The following is a 17,443-nucleotide window of genomic DNA, read 5'->3' on the forward strand; positions in this document are numbered from 1 at the left end:
AAGATGATAAGCTTGGTATAAATTTATTAAATAAAGAGAATATGGATAAATTTATTAACTCTTTTAATGAATCAAAGAGTTTAACTAGAGTAGATAAAGGTATGTGGAAAGATGGGGATGAGGGGGTTGGGGTTGATGTCAATAATAAGATATACGACATATTAATCGAGGGAATAATGGAAAATGGTAAAATGGGAAATGGACTTTTATATTTAAAAGAAAATGATGACATTATACTGTCCATTGCAATGGTAGCTGGTGGATTTGGAAGCGGTGCTCCACAAAATGGAGAATATACAGTTGATACATATAGAGACAGAAGAAAAGACAAAGATTATAATCCTGGTATGAATATTCATGGAGTAGGTTTTAGTTTTAACCTAAATCCACAATTTAAAACTGAAAGATCACTTCTAAGAATTCATCCCGATGGTAACAGCAAAGGAACACTTGGTTGTATTGGAGTTACTGGCACCCAAAAAGAGCTTTTGGAGTTTGAAGAAATTATGAAAAATTTATTAAAACACGAAAAGAGCATTCATGCTACTATTAACATGAAAAATAATCCAAATAACTCTAAGCCTCCAAAAAAAATTACAGTAAAGGAATAATATGATAAGACATTTTTTAATACTATCTCTAATTTTAGGTTTTCTAAATTTAACAGCTAGTGAAAATTTACCGCGCACAACAAGCATAGACAAAATCAAAGTAGGTAAAATTTTACCTACAAGTAATTTATCATCTAAAAAAATCAAATATTTCTTAGATGGCGAAAAGGCAAGCTTCATAAATTTATCAAGAACACAGATAATGACGCTCGATTTTTGTTGTGGTAGTAGCGGTGAGGTCCAAAGGATAAATGTTAAATTTTTTGATAAAAATTTGACTAAAGATTATATAAATTCCAGCAAAATAAAAGATTTTACTACAAATTCTGGTATCAAACTTGGCGACAAACAAGAGCAAATTTTAAAGAAGCTAGGTAAGCCAAACGATCTGCAAGAAGAAAATGCCATTTCTATTGTCACCTACATCACTGAGCAAAATGAAAGCAAACTTTTGCAAGAATTTGATATGCTACTCTACTACGAGAAATTCATCTTTTCTAATGGAGTTTTAAAAGAGTATGAATTTGGATTTGAGTACCCGTGATATTCCGCGGATCAGGATATTAATTCCATAGAGTAGCAAAAGATATTTTACGGCCTAAAAGCGTAGATTTTCTATTCTTCCTCCAAATTTATTTCAGGTAGTTTCTCTTCGGCAAAACTCTTATCTTTTTTGGCAGCTGACGCAACCTCGCTAGCTTTTTTTAAAAGCCCATCAAGCCCTTGTCTTACCAAACGCTCATTTAGCTGCTCTGGTGTATCTTTCACACCATCAAGATCGCTAAAATCGTCAAATTCTTCATCGTCTTCTTTTTGGATCTTTATCTCGTAATCAAGCTTGCCATTAAGTCTAGCTAGCTCGTCGCTTATCGCAGTGCAAAAGACCTCAGTGTATCCTCTGTGAGCGCAGTTTTTGGCTAGAAATTCACTCATCACGTTTAGGTGATTTATATAGTCATCTTGTAAGATATTTGCCTGTAAAAGTTCAAATTTTAAAAAGAGCCAGTAGGTGTTAAGCACGTCGCTTTCGCAGTACTCGTTTATCTTATCAAGCTCGCCCGCGTAGTAGAGTTCAAGCACTTGATCGCCGTGCACATCGTACTTGCCAGGTAAATTTAAGCTAGCGCAAAGCGTATCAAGCTTTAGCCCTCTTACGCTTCCAAAATCGCTTATAAAATCAAGCAGATCAAGGTGAAATTTAGGCGAATATCTGGCTCTATAGTTTTCCCATTTATTTTTATTTAGCTCTTTGTTTTCGCTCTCGTAATACGCTGCCGCATTTAGGTTGTAGCGCATCGCACGTACCATTAGCATCGGTAGGTCAAAGCCACGGCCATTAAAGCTAACAAGCCTTGGGTTATAATCATTTATAAATTTTAAAAATTTAGCGATGATCTCGCGCTCGTCCTTACCCTCCATCGTGCTAACTTTTAAAAATTTGCCGTATTCATCGGCCATTACTGCAGAGATCGCCACAACTCTATGAAACATCACAGGTAAAAACTCACTCCCGCTGGCCTCTTTTTGCAGCACCATCGCTTGCATGCTCACATCTTCATCGCTCCCATCAATGCCATAAATTTTTCTTATCAAATTTGCATCAGGTATCGTTTCGCAGTCAAAGACACAGATGTAACTTTTCGCCATTTTAGCCCTTTTTTAAGCATTTTTTTTTAAAATCATACCAAAAATTTATATCTAAAGTGATCAATGCAAAACAAAAATCAACTAAAAATAGCCATCGTCAAACTCTCCGCTCTTGGGGACATCGTGCACGCAGCTATTGTGCTTCAGTTTATCAAAAAGCACTACCCAAATGCCCATATCACGTGGCTGGTTGATGCTCGTTTCGCAAGCCTTTTAAAAGATCATCCGCTTATCGACGAGCTAGTCGTTTTACCGCTTAAACAAAGCTTTAAACAAAGCTACAAGATACTAAAAACTCTTAGTAAATTTGACAAAGTGATCGATCTGCAAGGACTTTTTAAATCAGCTGTCGTCGCAAAAATAATAGGCAAGCAAACTTATGGCTTTAGTAGAGAAAGTGTCAAAGAAAAGATCGCAGCTAGGCTTTACAAGCATAAATTTAAGATCGACTACAATGAAAATATCATAGTTAGAAATTTAAGCCTTGTTGGATACGCTCTAAATTTTAGCTTTGAAGCAAGTGAAATTTTAGAAAAAGTACCTTGTTTTGAAGCAAGTAAAATTTATAAAAATGAAAGTGGTAAAAAGCGCGTTTTAATCGCTGCCTTTGCAAGCGAAGAGAGCAAAATTTATAACAAATTTAAAGACGTGATTAGGCTCCTTGAAGGGTGTGAAATTTACCTTTGTTACGGAAGTGAGAGCGAGAAAGTAAGGGCTGAGGCGATCATCTCAGGCACCTCAGCAAAGCTACTTGAAAAACTTAGCATAAAAGAGATGATAAGCTTCATTGCAAGCTGTGATCTGATAATCGGCAACGATAGTGGTCTAACACACCTTGCTTGGGCGATGAATAGGCCTTCTATCACACTTTTTGGCAACCGTCCAAGCCACAGAAATGCTTACATCACGGATAAAAATTTAGTTATAGATATGGGCAAGCAAATAGACGCCAGAAGTATCGATAAAAACGACTTTTGCATAAGAGAGATTTTCCCAGAAACGATTGCAAATTTTGCAAAAAGGCTACTAAATGGATAGGCTCTATCTGGCTGGCTTTTATACTTTAAAATTTTTTATATTTTTACTACCTAGCTCACTTAGAGATTTGCTCGCTAAATTTTTAGCTTTTTCGTATATGAAGCTTAATAAAAAGCGACTTCACGTCGTTATGACAAATTTAACTCTTGCATTTGGTGAGTCAAAAACCAAGGAAGAGAAGCTAGAGATCACTAAAAAATGTTACTACAACTTTGCAAAATATCTTGGTATAAATTTTATCCTCAATCAAAACACGACAAAGCAAAAAGTGCTTGAAAAAGTTAGTTTTAAAAATGAGCATAATCTGCTTGAAGCGCTTAAGCTTGATCGTCCGATTATCGTGACGACCGCGCATTTTGGGCAGTGGGAGCTTTTTAGCTTAGCAATGGCTGCTCGTTTTGGTGCAGTCTCAGTACTTGGCAGAAGGCTTGATAGTAGCGTCATGGATAAAATTTTAAGAGCCAACAGATCACAGTTTAACGTGGAGCTCATCAACAAAGATGGCGGCGCAAAAGATATTTTAAAAGCGCTAAAAGCTAGGCGAATAGTGGGAATTTTAGTCGATCAAAATACCGCTCCAAAAGATGGCATAAAGGTGAAATTTTTTGACAAAGATGTGCTTCACACGCCAGCTGCGAGCGTACTAGCTCAAAAAACAAATGCCCTAATAATTAATGCATTTATTTATCAAAAAGATGAAAATATAAGCGAAATTTGCTTTTCGCCAGCCATTGATATAAATAAATTTGACAAAGAAGAGGCGGTACGAAAAGTAACGCAAATGCAGTGTAGCGCGTGCGAAGAGATGGTTAGAGCAAGGCCTGAGGAGTACTTTTGGTTTCACCAAAGGTTTAAGAGATTTTACGAAAATGAGTATAAATGCTAAGTGTCGTCATCTTAACTTTCAACAGCCAAAAATATCTACAAGAAGTGCTAGAAAGTACAAATTTTGCTGATGAGGTCATCGTGGTTGACAGCGGCTCAAAAGATAGCACAAGGCAAATTTGTGATGGCTTTAGCAACGTGAGATTTCACGAGCAAACTTGGCTGGGATTTGGCACGCAAAAGCAAAAGGGCGTGGATCTATCTAAAAATGAGTGGATCTTTGTGCTTGACAGCGACGAGGTGATCACGGATGAACTTAAAAACGAGATCATAGATACACTAAAAGAGCCAAAATTTATGGCTTACAACGTAGCTAGGCTAAATTTTTTCTTTGGCAAATCGATCAAAAATATGGGGCTCTATCCAGACTACACAGTGAGGCTTTTTAACAAAAATTTTGCCAAATTTGATGGCAGAGCTGTGCATGAAAAGGTCGTTTTAAATGACGGCTCGCAAAAGCTTGGAGCACTTAAAAATCACTTCTTACACTACGCATATGAGAGCATCGAGCAGTTTATAGCTAAACAAAATCGCTACTCAAGCATGGGCGCAAAAAAGAATTTATTTAAAGCTCTAACAAGCCCAGCGTGGACATTTTTTAAGCTTTATGTGCTAAAAGGCGGCTTTAAAGAGGGCTTTACTGGCTACGTCATAGCCAGACTTTACGCTCAGTACACATTTTGGAAATACATAAAATGAAAATACTTGTAATTAAATTTAGAAACATCGGCGACGTACTTTTGACTACGCCGCTCATTGAAAATTTACACCACTACTACCCAGACGCAACCATCGACTTTGCCCTAAATAAAGGCACAGAAGCGATGATAGAAGGAAATCCTTACATAAACAAAATCCACATTTACGATAGACAAAGTGCAAATTCTGGCTTTTTAAAAAAACTAATTACCGAGATAAAATTTATAAAAGCCATCAAAAAAGAAAAATACGATATGGCGGTGCAAACAACCACGGGAGACCGCGGCATCATCATCTCAAAATATGCAAAGATCAAAAAAATAGTAGGCTTTCTTGGCAAAAATCAATCAATAAATAAACTTCTAAACGTCAAAGCGAAATACTATGAAAATTTTTCACATACGATCGATCATAATCTAAACGCTTTAAGGGCTTTGGGGTTTGAACCAGTGAGCAAAAAGGTGAGTGTATTTTCAGACGAGAGCGTGGAGCATCTAAATTTACCAAAATACTTTGTACATATGCATCTTACAAGCCGCTGGATGTTTAAATGCGCAAATGATGAGAGCATGGCAGAGCTCATAGACTACTGCGAAAATGAGCTTGGCGTAAAGGTCGTGCTAACAAGTGATAATAAAGAAAATGAGCTAGAAAAGCTAGCAAGCGTACTAAAAATTTGTAAGAGCGAGCCTATAAATTTAGGTGGTAAGCTAAATTTGAAACAAACGATCGCCATATCAAAGCACTCAAGCCTTTTTATCGGTGTTGATACTGCTATAATGCACATCGCTGCGGCAAATGACGTGCCAGTCATAGCCTTTTTTGGTCCAAGCAATGCTTTTGAGTGGGGGCCTTGGGATAACTCACTTATGGAAAATGGCTACACAGCGCAAAATGGCATACAAAGCATGGGCAAGCATATCGTCTATCAAAAAGATTGGGACTTTGTGCCTTGCGATAAAGAGGGCATAGCAAAGCATGGCATAGAAAAGACATTGATGGATTTTAGCGACGAAATGCCAAAAATAAAAGCCAAAATAAAAGAAATTTTAGGATAGGTAGATGAATATTCTTCACACGCAGACACTTTTTAACTGGGGTGGCGAGCAAAATAAGACGCTAAATGAGATGCGTTTTATGCGCGAGATGGGTCATAATGTCATACTTTTTTGCAACCCAAACTCTCAGATAGAAAGCATTGCAAAAGAAGAAAGCTTTAGTGTTATAGCACAAGAGATGAATAAGAAAAATTTTCATAAAAGCGTGCCAGCACTTTGCGAAGCGATAAGCTCAAACAAGATAGATATCGTAATCACACATGGCTCGACTGATAGCTGGGTCGGCGCCGTTGCTGGACTATTTTACCGAAGCAAGGGCGTTAAATTTTACAAGGAAAGGCATAATCTTTTTCCTATAAAAGGCTTTCTTTCAAAACTCATGCACAAAAAGCTATTTGATAAAATTTTATACATCTCAGATAGCGTCAAAGAGTACTTGTTAAGCATCGGCGTTAGCGAAGATAGGCTAGTTTTTATGCCAAGCACGGTTGATGTTGAAAAGATTGATAGCACAAAAAGCACTTTTAGAGATGAGTTTCATGTCGCAAAAGATGAGCTAGTCATCGGTACTTTCACCTCTCTTTACCGCAAAAAAGGCGTCTTTGACTTTGCAAGTGCCGCAAAAGAAATTTTAAAGTCAAAGGATGCGACTATTGTATTTTCTGGCAACATTAGCGACAGCACAAAAGAGCAGATCGCCTCTATGTTTGACGAAAAAGACAGGATCATCTTCACTGGCTTTAGAAATGACGCGGCAAATGTTATAAAAAGTTTTGATATCTATGTCTTTGCTTCGCACTCTGAGGGGCTTGGTACAGTCCTACTTGAGGCAATGAGCTCAAAAGTACCAGTCGTAGTCTACGATAACGCACCAATGAATGTACTAGTTAAAAACAAAGAGCGTGGGCTTTGTGCTAAAAATTTAGATGAAATTTCGCTAAGAGAGTGCATTTTGGAGCTGATAAATGAGCCTGAAAAAGCCAAAATTTACTCACAAAACGCCTTTAAATTTGTGGATGAAAACTTTAGCCACAAGGCGCTAAAAGAGGCTATTAAAAATTTACTGGAGCAAAAATGAACTACCCAGTTTGCGTGCTAACGATGCACCACTGTAATAACAATAAAAACGACTTTGCCATTAAGCCAGAGCTATTTAAAAAGGCGCTTTTGATGGCGTTAAATGAGGGCTATAAATTTATAAACTACAGCCAGTTTAAAGATATAACTAGTGGCCGAGCAAAAGCTTCAAAAAAGAGCATTTTACTAACTTTTGATGATGGATATTTTGATAATTATAAATTTGCATTTCCTATCTTGAAAGAGCTAAATATTCCAGCTGTTTGCTTTTTGATAACAGATAAGATCAAGGATTTTAAAAGACAAGATTACGACTTTGCATTTAAAAAACATAAAGAGATCGATTATGATAAAGACGCGGAGTATTTTTTAAATTTAGACGAGATTAGGCAGATGCAAGAGAGCGGGCTTTTTGAGTTTGATAGCCATACAGCGAGCCACTTTTCTTGTAAAAGCAATGATGAAACAAAGTTAAGAGAGGAATTTTCTAGCTCGCTGGCTAAGATAAAAGAGCTATTTCCCGAAAAACAAGAATTTGGCTTTTGCTTTCCCAAAGGGCACTTTAACGAGCTTTCACTAAAAGTTGTAAGAGAGTATTATGACTTTGCTTTTAGTGTGATAGATGGTGGATTTTGCGTAGGAGATGATAAATTTAAGATAAGACGCATAGACATATCAAACAATGCAAAAAGCGAGAGCGACTACATTTTTAGGATCAAAAAGAAGCTTTTTATCTATTCTACGCCGGTGCTAGGAAATTTATATTCAAATTTTAGAAATAGAGGCTATAAATAATGCTTGGAGCATTAAATGAGGCTTGTAAAGAAATTTTAAAAGATAAAAAACGAGCCTTAATCGCTCTTACTGGGCTTCATGGTAGTGGCAAAAGCACACTTGCAAAACAAATTAGAAAAAATGGATTTAAAAACTTTAAACCTTATCAAATCGCTGTAATCGATGATGATGTAATGAGCCTAAATTTATTTATAGCTCGTCCAAAGATAAAAATCAAAAGTGATCATCAAGACGAGTTAAAGCCATTCTTTAAATTTATCATGCCATTTGTAAAAGTCTTAATATACGTAAGCACAAATCCACTTTTACGTATAAGTAAATGTGACATTCTTTGTATTTTAAACACTGATGAAGAAGCTCGAATCGCTAGAATTTATAAAAGAAATTCTAGAGACGATTTTATCAACACCCAAAAGCATATAAACAAAAAAGAGCTTGATCTAGCAGGCCTTGCATATAAAGTCAAGTTAGAATTTGACTCAAAAGTTGGAGCAAAAAATGAATAATCCCATCTATGTAATATCATTAAAAAGAGATGAAGAGCGAAGGCAAAATTTACAAAGACAATTTAAAAGATATGATGAATTTAAAATAATAGATGCAGTTGATGCTAAAAATTTTAGCGTCAATGAGTATTACAGCGCCATGATAGATTGCTTGTTAAAATCTTGCAATGAAGATTATAAATTTAAGATACCGCCATTAATTGCGACACCAGGTGAGCTAGCATGCACAATGTCACACATAAAAGCTTATGAGGATTTTTTACAAGGCAACGCGGAATTTACTTTAATATTAGAGGATGATGTTATTGGAAATGACGAGTTAATAAATGAGGCCTTTTTGCTATGCAAAGATATAAGTAGTGATAGCATTTTGATATGCGGTGTACAAGATGGATTAAATAGTAGATTTCGTGCTTTTGGCAAAAAAATAAAAGAAAATTTATATCTTATCTCACCATACTCATACGCTAGTATATATAGAACGGCTGCTTACATTCTAACAAGAAAGAGTGCAAAAGCTCTGCTTGATTTTTACAAAGATGGCCTTTACGGAGCCGATAAATGGGAAGCGATCCTAAAAAATACTGATCTAAAAATGTATTTTAGCAATATCTTTTCTCATCCAGAGGAGCTAAATAGCTCTAGCTTGGAAATCCAAAGAAAGCAAAAAGAGAAGATAAATTCTCTTTTTAAAAGATGTAATAAAAATTTCTCATACAAAATTTCAAGATTTTATGAAAAACATATAGCTAAAAATGAGAGAATTTTTACAAAGTAAAATTTCTCCTAAGATTTTAGTGTTGAATATATTGAGCCCAAAAAGTCATTTTGATAGATAAATAGTGTCTTTTTTAGCCAACTTGCATCTTTTTTTACAGCTATACGCCTTATGTCATCAAGCACACCATCAGGTTTATTTATCCCACGCTTTGTTGTGAAAAAAACCTCATAGCCAATGCTTTTTGCCACATTTTTTATCTCATCATTAAATTTACCTCTTGGCCAGCAAAGTAGCTTGTCATCAAAGCCAAAATTTTTATACATAAATTCTTTGCACTTTGTAAAATTTTCTTTCATTTCACAAATACCAAAATAATCATCAAAATGTGTGTAAGTATGCGAGTGAAAGTCGAAGCACTCTTTCATCTTTGTTATTTCTTCGTAGTTTAAAAAGACATCTTCAGGTCTAGTTGGTGCAGCATTTTTGTATTCGTTATGATCTAGCTCTATAAACTCGCCACTTTTTCTACTCGCCTGCTCTATCCAGCCAGCAACTAGAAAAATAGTCGCTTTAAGATTAAATTCCTTGATAATAGGATATGCGTAGATAAAATTATCCTTCCAGCCATCATCAAATGTGATAAAGACACTCTTTTTAGGCACGCTAAGCTCACCTTTTTTATATGCCACAAACTCAGCAGAGCTTAGCGATTTGTAGCCATTTTGAGCCAAAAATTTCATCTGATCTCTAAACTCATCTACGCTACTTGCAATAAACCCACTTTTTTTAAGCACATGATGATACATTAAAACTGTTACGCTCATTTTGCAAGTTCCATATATAAATTTTGTGTGTTTTCTATCATTTTTTCGATACTAAAAACCTCTTTTACGTACTCTCTGCCAAACTCACCCATCTGTTTTCTTAAATTTTTATCCAAGATGAGCCTTTCAAGTACTTTTTTTAGTCCCTCTTTATCGCCATTTTTAAATAAAAATCCACTCTTTCCATCACTCACTGCCTCACCAAGACCGCCCACGTCGCTTCCGATAGTGGCTAACTTGCAAGAAGACGCTTCAAGTAGCGCTCCACCGATCGCCTCCATCTCTGAAGGCAACACACAAATATCAAGAGAGCCCAAAAAATCGCTCACATCGGTTCTATTTCCGAGCATAAAGATATTTTTTTTATCTTTTATATATTCGTGTAAATTTTTATTTTGTGGGCCATCACCTACGATAAAAAGGGCTGATTTTTCTAAATTTAACTCGCTAAATGCATCGATTAAGAGCTTATGATTTTTAGCAGCTCTTAACACTGCAACGATGCAAACTCCAACTACGTCGTCATTTAAGCCAAATTCTTTTTTCATATTTATCTTAAATTCTGGCGTATATTTTTGAGTATCGATACCTGTATAAATTTTGATAACTTTTTCCTTTTTCACGCCTCTTTTTATAAGATCCTCGCATACTGAGTCACACACGCCGACTACTTTTGTACTTAGATTATAAGGCAAAGGCGATGTTATAGGTAGCTGCAAATGCCTAGTGCGAACCACACTAACACCACAAATTTTGCCTACGATAGCGCCTATGGTACCGTCCTTTCCTGAGTGCGTTGAGATGATTTTTATATTATTTTGTTTTACAAATTTGCAAATTTTTAAAATTTCAAAGATATTAAAAGACTTTTTGAGATTAAACTCAACGAATTCACACTCTATTTGCTTCTCAAAGCTTTTTGAGCCAGGATTTAGCCCATAAAAAACCTTAAATTTACTCTTATCTAGCCCATTTATCACACGCTGTGTACGGTGTTCTTGCCCACCAAATCCAAGAGAGCTTTCAAGCTCAAGTATATTTATCATTTTTTACTCTTTAAATTCTTTCATTTTTTTATTTGACAAAAAGCCATTTATTGTATTAAAGATTTTTAAAATTTTTGATACATTTTCGTACGATTTTATATTTTTTAGCACTTTAAGCAAAATTCTTTGTTTTAATCTAAGCTTTGAAAAACCAGATGAGTTTATGATGATATCGATATCTTCATAAAAAAGATCAAGTGCCTTTACATAGCTACTATTTTTTAGATTTGGTCTCGCCGAAATAGCTGGCATATAGACGCTTTTTATCTTTCTAAATTCTAGATCAGGCACCATTTCAAGAGCTAAATTTTTGTTTTTTAAAATTGAGATTATATCGTCATAAACAAATTTATGATCCATCACAGCTTTTAGCTTTTCAAAACCAGCAGTGTTGTTGTCTCCGATCTTATAATAATAAAATGCTTTATTTAACTTTACAAGAGTTTTTGAAGCGATAACATTTCTCACTATAGCGTGAAAATCTTCAGCTTGCGTGATCCCAACTGGAAATAAATTTTCTTTTAAAATTTTAGTCCTAATCGCCTTGTTTGCCGCATTATGCAAGACTTTGTTGTGCCTTGAGGCCAAAAGCCTTTTTAAATACTCGTTTTTATCGATTACGCCATCCTCTTTTGTCTCAAAATCCTTTAAAAGGAGCTTTTTATGACCATAGACCTTACACATATCTGTTATCACTATGTCGGCATCAAATTTTTCTGAGATATCATAAACGCATGAAGCATAATCTTTTTCCACATAGTCATCAGCATCTACGCAGATAGTATATTTCCCACTAGCTAGTAATATACCGTCATTTCTGGCAGCACTGACACCAGCATTGCTCTTTGTTTTTAATATTATTTTATCTTTATATTCTTCTAATATTTCTAGCGTATTGTCAGTACTTCCATCATTAATAACTATAATCTCAATATCATCCATGTCTTGAGATATAAGCGAATTTAAACAATCCCTAATGTGCTCTTTTTTGTTAAAAACAGGCACTACAAAGCTTATTTTCACATCAGGCATGATACTTCCTTTTAATTTTTGTTTAATTGTATATTATTTTTAGTTCAGCAATGATAAAATGCCCACTTAAAATTTAAAGGATCTGCATGAAAAACGATATTGTGTCTAAGCTCTACAATCTCTTTTTAGTTATCATCTTATTTACGCTACCAGTAACTGAAGGTTTAAAACAAATTTCACTTACACTTTTTGTCTTGGCTGGAATTTATATTTGCGTCAAAGAAAAAAGGCAATTTAAATTTGATCTCATAAGTATCTCACTTTTTATCTTTGTTTTGGCTACTTTTATAAGTTGCCTTGTAAATGGAGTTTCTGCATCAAGAGCGCTTGATCCACTAAGGTGTATGCTATTTTTCTTTGTAGCCAGAAGTGTTGGCATAGAAAAAATAAATTTTAAATTTTTATTTTTTGCCTTATTTGCTGGTTTTATCGTTGCATTTATTCCAGCTTGTGTTAAGAAATTTACTTCAAGTGATCCGACTGCACTTTTTGAGCTTAAATCAATAGGACACGTAAATCATAGCGCTATTTTTATGCTACTAGTTTTTTGTGTAGCATTAGTTTCGATAAATAGCAAAGAAATTTTTGAAAAGTATATAGGCATAAGTGTTGCCGGAATTTGCGTCCTTGGAATAATGATAGCTGGCTCTAGAGCTACAATGTATCTTTTGCCAATCATTATTTTTACTTACTTGCTTTTTGAAATTTTAAATAAACAGATAAAAATAAAATTTTTATTAAGTTTGATAATTTTATTTGGTGTAATAGCTATTTCTTATATGTACATATCAACAAATATCACTCAAGATCAAAGATTGTATAGTCAACTAACAAAGGGGGTCACTGGATCAGAGACTAGATATCCAATCTTTGCTAGTGCATTTTATACGTGGTTAGAACACCCTTTATTTGGGATAGGTTCTGGTGAGTTTAAGATCATTGATATAACAAAATATTTTCCAGGCAATGTTGAAGTTCATGTTAGTCATGCACACAATACCTTTTTAACATTTTTAACAGAAAAGGGCATCGTTGCCTTGCTTGCATATTTGGTATTTCAACTATCACTATTTATAAAATTCATTAAAGATTTTAGACAAAATAGCATAGTTTTTCTTGCACTTTTAATGCTTATGGCTAATAATATAATTTCACTTGCAAATACAACATTTCACCATGAAAATGCACTTTTAATGCTACTATTTTGGGCTCTAGCTTTAAGTGCGATAGATGAAAAATCGACCTTAAAAATTAGCTAATGCTCCAACACGCCTCAACCGTTTCAAATTTTACAAAGAAACGGTTGAGCTAAATTTCTACTTTTTCTTCATTTCCTCAAGCTCTTGTGCCAGAAATTCTCCAGTGTAGCTACCAGTTTTTTTATAGTTTTTAGCTACTTCTTTTACGTTGCCGCACGCTATCACTTTACCGCCCTTTGCGCCGCCCTCTGGTCCCATATCTACGATATAGTCGCAGTTTTTGATAACATCCATATTATGCTCGATCACAAAGACTGAATTTCCAAGATCAACTAAGTGATTTAGCACCTTTACTAGCCTATCGACATCGGCAAAATGAAGCCCAGTCGTTGGCTCATCAAGGATATAAAGCGTATTTCCGGTATCGCTTCTGCTAAGCTCTTTTGCTAGCTTTACGCGCTGCGCCTCGCCGCCGCTAAGTGTGACTGCATTTTGTCCAAGCGTGATGTAGCCAAGCCCCACGTCTTGCAGTGTGGTAAGTTTTGAAGCGATCTTTGGCACAGCCTTGAAAAACTCAACCGCCTCATCTATGCTCATATTTAGTACTTCGGCGATGTTTTTGCCTTTGTATAAAATTTCCAAGGTTTGGGCGTTGTATCTAGCGCCATTACAAACGTCACAAACCACGTTTATATCAGGTAAAAAATGCATCTCGATCGTGATCTCACCCTCACCTTGGCACTTCTCGCAGCGCCCACCTTTGACGTTAAAGCTAAAGCGCCCTATTTTATAGCCTCTAAGCTTGGCCTCTTTGGTCTGTGCAAACAAATTTCTTATCTCATCCATCACACCAGTATATGTCGCTGGATTTGATCGTGGAGTACGGCCGATCGGGCTTTGATCGAGGTATATGACCTTGTCTAAATTTTCAAGTCCACTTAAATTTACCCCAGCTATCTTTTTTACCTTTTTTGCTCTATTTAGCTGTTCCTGCGCCTCTGGAAGCAAGGTCTGAAGTATTAGCGAGCTCTTGCCAGATCCTGAAACGCCAGTGATACCTACAAGGTTTCTAAGCGGAAATTTCGCGGTTAAATTTGAGATATTATTGATATTTACATTTGAAATTTCGAGCCACTTCTCAGCTTTTCTATTTTTTTGATAGTCGATCTTTTTCTTACCGTTTATGTATTGTGCGGTCTGAGTGTTTGAGCTTAAAAGCTCTTTTGCCATGCCAGCAAAGACCACATTACCACCAAATTTACCAGCTCCAGGGCCGATATCTACGATAAAATCAGCCTCTTCTATCGTCTTTTTATCATGCTCGACGACGATTACAGAGTTGCCTTTGGCTTGTAAATTTCTAAGCGTTTTTATGAGTTTTAGTGTATCTCGCTCGTGTAGGCCAATACTTGGCTCATCAAGCACGTACATGACGCCACTTAGCCCACTTCCTATCTGGCTGGCGATCCTGATGCGCTGTGCCTCGCCACCGCTGATCGTCCTAGCATCACGTCCAAGCGACAAGTAGCCAAGCCCCACGTCATACAAAAAGAAAAGCCTCTCGTTGATCTCTTTTAAGATAGGCTTTGCGATCGCCTTGTCATAGTCGCTAAGATATGCGAAATTTTTCTCATTCGAGAAAAAAGCGGTGCAGTTTTCTATGCTCATATCTAAAATTTCACCAAGTCCAAGGCCAGCGACCTTGACTGCTAAACTTTGAGGCTTTAGCCTGTGACCGTTACAAGCATCACAAATTTTCTCACTCATATACTCATCAAAGTCTTTATAATCCTTCAAAAGCCCGTGTGAAATTTTAACAACACCATCAAACTTTCTAAGTAGTTTATTTCGCTTCCAAAAAAACTCAACTTCTTTGACATTTCCATATAAAACAAGCCTCTTTTCATCTTCGCTAAGCTCACAATAAGGCTTTTTGATATCGATGCCATTTTGCTCGCAAAAAGCAAGTAAAAATTTATAATAATAGCTCATGTTATAGCCATAAAGTAGCTTGATAGCACCGTTTTCTATCGACTTTTCTTCATCGATGATCTTGCTCATATCTAGGCTATATCTTATGCCAAGTCCGTCGCAGTGCTCGCAAGCACCCTTTGGTGAGTTAAAGCTAAAACTAAGTGGCTCAAGCGGCGTAAATGAAATTTTACAATCAAAACAAGCCATGTGCTCGCTGTAATGTATAAAGCTCTCTTTTAAGCCCAGCTCATCAGCATTTGCGATCTCTATCTCGACCTCGCCAAAGCTCTCATTTAGCGCCTTTTCCACGTCGCTTGCAAGGCGCTCGTGATTTTGCTCATCAATAGCGATCCTATCAACGATGACCTTTATCGTGTGTTTTTTCGTTTTAGCTAGCTCGATCTCCTCATCAAGCCTCACCACCACGCCATCTATTTGCGCTCTGACAAAGCCTTTTTGGCGTAAATTTTCGATCAAATCCGCCCATGTGCCCTTTTTCTCACGAACTAGCGGCGCATAGATGATCACTTTTGCGCCAAGTGGGAGCTTTGAAATTTCATTTATGATGTCGCTTGCACTCATTTTTGAGATAGGTTTGCCACATTTATGGCAGTGCTGCACGCCAACCCTTGCGTATAAAAGCCTTAGATAATCATAAATTTCAGTGATCGTGCCAACCGTCGAACGAGGGTTTTTAGAAGTCGTCTTTTGATCGATCGCGATTGCAGGCGTCAAACCCTCGATCTTATCAACATCTGGCTTGCCTACACGATCTAAAAACTGCCTAGCATAGCTGCTAAGGCTCTCCATGTATCTGCGCTGCCCCTCAGCATAGAGCGTGTCAAAGGCTAGCGTGCTCTTGCCGCTTCCGCTAAGACCGGTAAAAACTACTAATTTATTTTTAGGAATTTTAAGATTTATATTTTTTAAGTTATGTTCCCTTGCGCCAGTTATTTCAATAATATCGTTCATTAAATTTATACAACCTTTTTAAAATTTTAATCTGTAAATTTAGTCTAAAAGTGATAAAAGATTTATAAAGTAGTTTTTCTAAAATTTAAGATCGTAGTTAAATTTAAGGGCTTATTTATATCATTTTCAGCTTTTTTTGATATTCTACGCCAAATTTTAATCTAAGGAGAAAAAATGTCTGTAAAAATAACTGATATATGCATAAGCTGTGGTTCATGTATTGATGAATGCCCAGTTTCAGCTATCGTTGATGATAGCGACAACCCAACTGGAGCAGATACATACTATGTTTATTCAAACAAATGCGTTGAGTGCGTAGGCTACAACGATGAGCCAGCCTGTGCATCCGCCTGTCCAACTGATGGTTGTATTGTATGGGACGCTGTTGTAGCGGGACAACCTTCACGCGATCAGATCGGTGCTGATGCACGCAATGGTTCTATTCCAGTTATTCAATAAATTGATAAATTTTGGGCTCAATTTGAGCCTATTTTATTTTTAAGCTTTATTTGATATAATTGCCAACTTCAATTTAAATAACCTAGATTTGAGGAAAAATTTATGCAAAGAACACTTTCTATTATTAAGCCTGATGCTGTTAAGAAAAATGTTGTTGGAAAGATTATAGATAGATTCGAAAGTAATGGCTTAAGGATCGCAGCTGCAAAGAAAATCCAACTTAGCAAATGCGATGCAAAAGCATTTTACGCTGTTCATAAAGATAGACCATTTTTTAATGATTTGGTTGAATTTATGATTAGTGGACCAGTTGTGGTTATGGTACTTGAAGGTGAAAATGCTGTTGCTAAAAACCGTGAGCTTATGGGTGCTACCAACCCAAAAGAAGCAACTCCTGGTACTATAAGGGCTGATTTTGCCGATAGCATTGATGCAAATGCAGTTCACGGAAGTGATAGTCTAGAAAATGCTGTGAATGAAATAAATTTCTTTTTTGCTTCAAGAGAAATTTGCTAATTTTAGGTCAAGAAAATTGATTATATCTTTTTCTAAAATAGCAAACAAAGATATAAACTTTGAGCTAGTAGGAAATGATAATTTAGTTTTTATTGGAATTTTAAAAAGAAAAGACCCTTTTTTGGTAAAATGCCAAGGCAAAATAAAAGGGAATATAAATTATGTTTGTGATCGATGCGGTGAAGCATTTATGTTACCTATCGATCAAGATGTAGAGCTAAATTTAAGTGACGGTATTTATAAAGATAGCGAAAATGAGCTTAGCGATACGATGGAATTTTTTGATGGCAATATTGATTTAAAAGAAGTCTTTGAGAGTGAGTTAGAAGCTTTTAAAAGCGATTATTTCTATTGTGAAAAATGTAAAAATTTATAAAGGAGAGT

Annotated in this window: 19 protein-coding genes; 14 read left to right on the forward strand and 5 right to left on the reverse strand. The window is 36.0% G+C overall.

Features of this window, described 5'->3' with window-relative positions:
* Positions 1 to 611, forward strand: a 611-nt coding sequence (locus tag G6W45_RS06515) for a hypothetical protein (protein WP_194167935.1), incomplete at its 5' end; no start/stop codon positions are given.
* A gap of 1 nt (position 612) precedes the next feature.
* Positions 613 to 1,155, forward strand: a complete 543-nt coding sequence (locus G6W45_RS09665) for a hypothetical protein (protein WP_196780152.1) — start codon at positions 613 to 615, stop codon at positions 1,153 to 1,155.
* A gap of 71 nt (positions 1,156 to 1,226) precedes the next feature.
* On the opposite strand, the gene G6W45_RS06525 is transcribed toward G6W45_RS09665, so the two are convergent.
* Positions 1,227 to 2,258, reverse strand: coding sequence for a 3'-5' exonuclease (locus G6W45_RS06525; protein WP_194167936.1), 1,032 nt, complete (start codon positions 2,256 to 2,258; stop codon positions 1,227 to 1,229).
* 63 nt (positions 2,259 to 2,321) lie between these two features.
* Here G6W45_RS06525 and waaC point away from each other — a divergent pair, with 63 nt between their 5' ends.
* The 8 genes from waaC to G6W45_RS06565 are packed head-to-tail and all read left to right on the forward strand — an operon-like array spanning position 2,322 to position 9,094.
* Complete coding sequence (gene waaC, locus G6W45_RS06530; protein WP_194167937.1) at positions 2,322 to 3,296, forward strand: lipopolysaccharide heptosyltransferase I; 975 nt, start codon at positions 2,322 to 2,324, stop codon at positions 3,294 to 3,296.
* A complete protein-coding gene (locus G6W45_RS06535) occupies positions 3,289 to 4,182 on the forward strand; it encodes a lipid A biosynthesis lauroyl acyltransferase (RefSeq protein ID WP_194167938.1) in 894 nt (297 codons plus the stop codon). Before waaC ends, G6W45_RS06535 begins: the two co-directional genes overlap by 8 nt.
* Positions 4,176 to 4,880 carry a glycosyltransferase family 2 protein gene (locus G6W45_RS06540; RefSeq protein WP_194167939.1) on the forward strand — a complete coding sequence of 235 codons (705 nt, stop codon included), beginning with the start codon at positions 4,176 to 4,178 and terminating at the stop codon, positions 4,878 to 4,880. The genes G6W45_RS06535 and G6W45_RS06540 overlap by 7 nt, the downstream gene beginning before the upstream one ends.
* A complete protein-coding gene (gene rfaQ / locus G6W45_RS06545; protein WP_194167940.1) occupies positions 4,877 to 5,938 on the forward strand; it encodes a putative lipopolysaccharide heptosyltransferase III in 1,062 nt (353 codons plus the stop codon). Before G6W45_RS06540 ends, rfaQ begins: the two co-directional genes overlap by 4 nt.
* A gap of 4 nt (positions 5,939 to 5,942) precedes the next feature.
* Complete coding sequence (locus G6W45_RS06550) at positions 5,943 to 7,016, forward strand: glycosyltransferase family 4 protein (RefSeq protein ID WP_194167941.1); 1,074 nt, start codon at positions 5,943 to 5,945, stop codon at positions 7,014 to 7,016.
* Positions 7,013 to 7,810 (forward strand): polysaccharide deacetylase family protein, encoded by a 798-nt coding sequence (locus tag G6W45_RS06555; protein WP_194167942.1) that lies wholly within the window; start codon positions 7,013 to 7,015, stop codon positions 7,808 to 7,810. Before G6W45_RS06550 ends, G6W45_RS06555 begins: the two co-directional genes overlap by 4 nt.
* Positions 7,810 to 8,316 (forward strand): nucleoside/nucleotide kinase family protein, encoded by a 507-nt coding sequence (locus G6W45_RS06560; RefSeq protein ID WP_194167943.1) that lies wholly within the window; start codon positions 7,810 to 7,812, stop codon positions 8,314 to 8,316. The genes G6W45_RS06555 and G6W45_RS06560 overlap by 1 nt, the downstream gene beginning before the upstream one ends.
* Complete coding sequence (locus G6W45_RS06565) at positions 8,309 to 9,094, forward strand: glycosyltransferase family 25 protein (protein ID WP_194167944.1); 786 nt, start codon at positions 8,309 to 8,311, stop codon at positions 9,092 to 9,094. Before G6W45_RS06560 ends, G6W45_RS06565 begins: the two co-directional genes overlap by 8 nt.
* Before the next feature lie 8 nt (positions 9,095 to 9,102).
* Here the strand turns inward: G6W45_RS06565 and G6W45_RS06570 are convergent, their stop codons facing one another.
* Genes G6W45_RS06570 through G6W45_RS06580 form a run of 3 tightly spaced genes read right to left on the reverse strand, consistent with a single transcriptional unit; the run spans position 9,103 to position 11,939 of the window.
* Positions 9,103 to 9,861: a polysaccharide deacetylase family protein gene (locus G6W45_RS06570; RefSeq protein ID WP_194167945.1), complete on the reverse strand. Its 759-nt coding sequence runs from the start codon at positions 9,859 to 9,861 to the stop codon at positions 9,103 to 9,105.
* Positions 9,858 to 10,907 carry a glycosyltransferase family 4 protein gene (locus G6W45_RS06575; RefSeq protein ID WP_194167946.1) on the reverse strand — a complete coding sequence of 350 codons (1,050 nt, stop codon included), beginning with the start codon at positions 10,905 to 10,907 and terminating at the stop codon, positions 9,858 to 9,860. The genes G6W45_RS06570 and G6W45_RS06575 overlap by 4 nt, the downstream gene beginning before the upstream one ends.
* A 3-nt stretch (positions 10,908 to 10,910) precedes the next feature.
* On the reverse strand, positions 10,911 to 11,939 hold the full coding sequence (locus G6W45_RS06580) for a glycosyltransferase family 2 protein (RefSeq protein WP_194167947.1): 1,029 nt from the start codon (positions 11,937 to 11,939) through the stop codon (positions 10,911 to 10,913).
* 86 nt (positions 11,940 to 12,025) lie between these two features.
* Here G6W45_RS06580 and G6W45_RS06585 point away from each other — a divergent pair, with 86 nt between their 5' ends.
* Complete coding sequence (locus G6W45_RS06585) at positions 12,026 to 13,198, forward strand: O-antigen ligase family protein (RefSeq protein ID WP_194167948.1); 1,173 nt, start codon at positions 12,026 to 12,028, stop codon at positions 13,196 to 13,198.
* A gap of 57 nt (positions 13,199 to 13,255) precedes the next feature.
* On the opposite strand, the gene uvrA is transcribed toward G6W45_RS06585, so the two are convergent.
* The gene (gene uvrA / locus G6W45_RS06590; RefSeq protein ID WP_194167949.1) at positions 13,256 to 16,084 is read right to left on the reverse strand and encodes an excinuclease ABC subunit UvrA; all 2,829 of its coding nucleotides are present in this window, start codon (positions 16,082 to 16,084) and stop codon (positions 13,256 to 13,258) included.
* A 174-nt stretch (positions 16,085 to 16,258) separates the two neighbouring features.
* Here uvrA and G6W45_RS06595 point away from each other — a divergent pair, with 174 nt between their 5' ends.
* The 3 genes from G6W45_RS06595 to G6W45_RS06605 all read left to right on the forward strand — a co-directional run bounded on the left by G6W45_RS06595 (position 16,259) and on the right by G6W45_RS06605 (position 17,435).
* The gene (locus G6W45_RS06595) at positions 16,259 to 16,543 is read left to right on the forward strand and encodes an NADH-quinone oxidoreductase subunit I (protein ID WP_021091598.1); all 285 of its coding nucleotides are present in this window, start codon (positions 16,259 to 16,261) and stop codon (positions 16,541 to 16,543) included.
* Between the two features lie 102 nt (positions 16,544 to 16,645).
* Positions 16,646 to 17,059, forward strand: a complete 414-nt coding sequence (gene ndk / locus G6W45_RS06600; protein WP_072594491.1) for a nucleoside-diphosphate kinase — start codon at positions 16,646 to 16,648, stop codon at positions 17,057 to 17,059.
* A 16-nt stretch (positions 17,060 to 17,075) separates the two neighbouring features.
* A complete protein-coding gene (locus G6W45_RS06605) occupies positions 17,076 to 17,435 on the forward strand; it encodes a DUF177 domain-containing protein (RefSeq protein WP_194168058.1) in 360 nt (119 codons plus the stop codon).
* Positions 17,436 to 17,443: the final 8 nt, after the last annotated feature.

Source organism: Campylobacter concisus, assembly GCF_015229955.1.
Taxonomy (GTDB): Bacteria; Campylobacterota; Campylobacteria; order Campylobacterales; family Campylobacteraceae; genus Campylobacter_A; species Campylobacter_A concisus_AT.

What these genes read in the sequence shown, in the direction of transcription:
- G6W45_RS09665 (WP_196780152.1), top strand. Translation starts at nt 613, where the DNA reads ATGATAAGACATTTTTTAATACTATCTCTAATTTTAGGTTTTCTAAAT.
- G6W45_RS06525 (WP_194167936.1), bottom strand. Translation starts at nt 2,258, where the DNA reads ATGGCGAAAAGTTACATCTGTGTCTTTGACTGCGAAACGATACCTGAT.
- waaC (WP_194167937.1), top strand. Translation starts at nt 2,322, where the DNA reads ATGCAAAACAAAAATCAACTAAAAATAGCCATCGTCAAACTCTCCGCT.
- G6W45_RS06535 (WP_194167938.1), top strand. Translation starts at nt 3,289, where the DNA reads ATGGATAGGCTCTATCTGGCTGGCTTTTATACTTTAAAATTTTTTATA.
- G6W45_RS06540 (WP_194167939.1), top strand. Translation starts at nt 4,176, where the DNA reads ATGCTAAGTGTCGTCATCTTAACTTTCAACAGCCAAAAATATCTACAA.
- rfaQ (WP_194167940.1), top strand. Translation starts at nt 4,877, where the DNA reads ATGAAAATACTTGTAATTAAATTTAGAAACATCGGCGACGTACTTTTG.
- G6W45_RS06550 (WP_194167941.1), top strand. Translation starts at nt 5,943, where the DNA reads ATGAATATTCTTCACACGCAGACACTTTTTAACTGGGGTGGCGAGCAA.
- G6W45_RS06555 (WP_194167942.1), top strand. Translation starts at nt 7,013, where the DNA reads ATGAACTACCCAGTTTGCGTGCTAACGATGCACCACTGTAATAACAAT.
- G6W45_RS06560 (WP_194167943.1), top strand. Translation starts at nt 7,810, where the DNA reads ATGCTTGGAGCATTAAATGAGGCTTGTAAAGAAATTTTAAAAGATAAA.
- G6W45_RS06565 (WP_194167944.1), top strand. Translation starts at nt 8,309, where the DNA reads ATGAATAATCCCATCTATGTAATATCATTAAAAAGAGATGAAGAGCGA.
- G6W45_RS06570 (WP_194167945.1), bottom strand. Translation starts at nt 9,861, where the DNA reads ATGAGCGTAACAGTTTTAATGTATCATCATGTGCTTAAAAAAAGTGGG.
- G6W45_RS06575 (WP_194167946.1), bottom strand. Translation starts at nt 10,907, where the DNA reads ATGATAAATATACTTGAGCTTGAAAGCTCTCTTGGATTTGGTGGGCAA.
- G6W45_RS06580 (WP_194167947.1), bottom strand. Translation starts at nt 11,939, where the DNA reads ATGCCTGATGTGAAAATAAGCTTTGTAGTGCCTGTTTTTAACAAAAAA.
- G6W45_RS06585 (WP_194167948.1), top strand. Translation starts at nt 12,026, where the DNA reads ATGAAAAACGATATTGTGTCTAAGCTCTACAATCTCTTTTTAGTTATC.
- uvrA (WP_194167949.1), bottom strand. Translation starts at nt 16,084, where the DNA reads ATGAACGATATTATTGAAATAACTGGCGCAAGGGAACATAACTTAAAA.
- G6W45_RS06595 (WP_021091598.1), top strand. Translation starts at nt 16,259, where the DNA reads ATGTCTGTAAAAATAACTGATATATGCATAAGCTGTGGTTCATGTATT.
- ndk (WP_072594491.1), top strand. Translation starts at nt 16,646, where the DNA reads ATGCAAAGAACACTTTCTATTATTAAGCCTGATGCTGTTAAGAAAAAT.